We start from the raw sequence: 1,743 nt of genomic DNA, 5'->3' as shown, positions 1-1,743 counted from the left end.
CACCCGTTGAAACAGCTCCCACAGTTTGTCCGGCACCAACCGCTCAACCATCGACACCGGGCCAGGCTATCGAGAATCCAAATGAGATGAGCTCTTAGTCAGGTCGGCCATGGCCCCGGGGCGTGTGTCCGCACGTCGCCGGGGTTCTTCCTTGCTTCAGCGTGATCGTACCTTAACCCTTTCATGCACTGCTATAGAATTACCCAACCTGATTCTGACCGGCACTCCATGCCAACGTCGTCTGTATGAGTGAAGTGAGCATCCCTGCTGGTTACAGCGCTGACAGCGAACTCGATCACGATGGACCGGATCCGGTGTGGCTTCAGCTGGCCGCAGTGTTGATCGCTCGTATCGAACGTGGTGACTACCCGGCGAACCGTCCGATCCCGAGCATCGCCGGCCTGGTTCAGGAGTTTGGGCTCGCCAGAGGCACAGTCATCAAGACGACAGCTCTCCTTGAGGAGAAGGGCCACGTGCGGATCGTGGCGGGCAAGGGAGTATTCGTCCTACCTCAGGACTGACGACCTGCCGGGTCACCGGAAGAGAGATTCGGTCACTACGACCCCAACGGACAGAGCTGCCGAAGGTTCAGTGCGGAGCGTATCCAAGCCGTGACCGTAGAATTGTCGGCTTCGCCCCTGTAAGGGCGCCCCACGCGCAGAAAACCTCGAAGAGAATCCTCGAAACAGTCGCGCGGGCGCGCCCGCGTCCTACATAATTCTTATCGAGGGTGGGGACGGCCCGCCGGGGGTTTCACTACTCGTTTTCCCCGGTGGGCCCTCTTCCGCCACTCACCTTTCCCGGGATATGTGATTTGCGGTGGGGACTAATCAACTTCCCGGGATTCGGCCTCAGGGCCGGGGCTCTCCGTTGAGGAGAATGGGGGAACTCCGTGGGTGCTGTTGGCAGAGGGAGCAGCCGGGGGTACGGAGTGATCAACAAGAGAGTCCCGGTCCTGTGACTGAATCCTGCTCTGCAGGTACTGGACCTGAGTGGTCAGCGCGTCCAACTTCGCGATCACCTCGTTGTGCTGGACCAGTTCGAGCTCTTGGTCCTCTTCCCAACGACCTTCGCTGTACTCCTGCTCCATCGCGGTGACGATCACACCGATCACCAGGTTCAGCATGATGAACGCCGTGAGCACGATGTACAGGACGAAGAAGATCCACGCGTTGGGATGTTGTTCCAACACCGCATCCGAGACGTCCGGCCAGTTCTCCGTGGTCATGAGCAGGAACATCGTGTACAGCGTGGTGCCGAGGTCACCGAAGAACTCGGGCACGTCCTCGCCGAACATCTGCTGTCCGAGGATCGCCGACACGTAGATGACGATCAGCAACAGCCCGATCACCGTGCCCATGCCGGGGACCGCCTTGAAGAGCGCTCCTATGATCTGGCGCATCTGCGGGACCGCGGTGATGAGTCGAAGGATGCGCAGCACTCGCAGGATCCGCAGCACCGCGAACGGTCCGGTCGACGGGATCAGCGAGATGACGACCACACCGAAGTCGAACCAGTTCCAGGGATCTTTCCAGAACCTGCCCCGCCAGGCGTAGAGCTTCAGCGTCATCTCGATGGCGAAGATACCGATGAAGATCCGCTCCGCGATGAGGAGATACGGAAGGGCAGAACCCCCATAAGTGGCCCATCCCAATATGATGGCGTTGGCCAGAATCACGCAGAACATCGTGTTCGAGAACCATCGGCTCTCCACAAACTTGGTGACCTGGCCGCGCCGCAATG

General features: G+C 59.8%; 2 protein-coding genes. One reads left to right on the top strand and one right to left on the bottom strand.

Annotated elements, in window-relative coordinates:
- Window positions 1–245 precede the first annotated feature (245 nt).
- Entirely contained in the window at window positions 246–521 is a 276-nt protein-coding gene (locus tag ABZ717_RS28585) for a GntR family transcriptional regulator (protein WP_358516376.1), read from the top strand.
- Between the two features lie 305 nt (window positions 522–826).
- Here ABZ717_RS28585 and ABZ717_RS28580 read toward each other — a convergent pair whose 3' ends face one another.
- A complete protein-coding gene (locus ABZ717_RS28580; RefSeq protein ID WP_358516379.1) occupies window positions 827–1,687 on the bottom strand; it encodes an ion transporter in 861 nt (286 codons plus the stop codon).
- Between the last annotated feature and the right edge of the window lie 56 nt (window positions 1,688–1,743).

It is taken from the genome of Nocardiopsis sp. NPDC006832 (assembly GCF_040635885.1).
Lineage (GTDB): Bacteria > Actinomycetota > Actinomycetes > Streptosporangiales > Streptosporangiaceae > Nocardiopsis.
Note: the sequence above shows the minus strand (reverse complement) of the source record. Positions and strands in the feature narration are given on the sequence as shown.

Excerpts from the sequence above, each read along its gene's own strand:
- ABZ717_RS28585 (WP_358516376.1), top strand. The coding sequence starts at position 246 with ATGAGTGAAGTGAGCATCCCTGCTGGTTACAGCGCTGACAGCGAACTC.
- ABZ717_RS28580 (WP_358516379.1), bottom strand. The coding sequence starts at position 1,687 with ATGTTCTGCGTGATTCTGGCCAACGCCATCATATTGGGATGGGCCACT.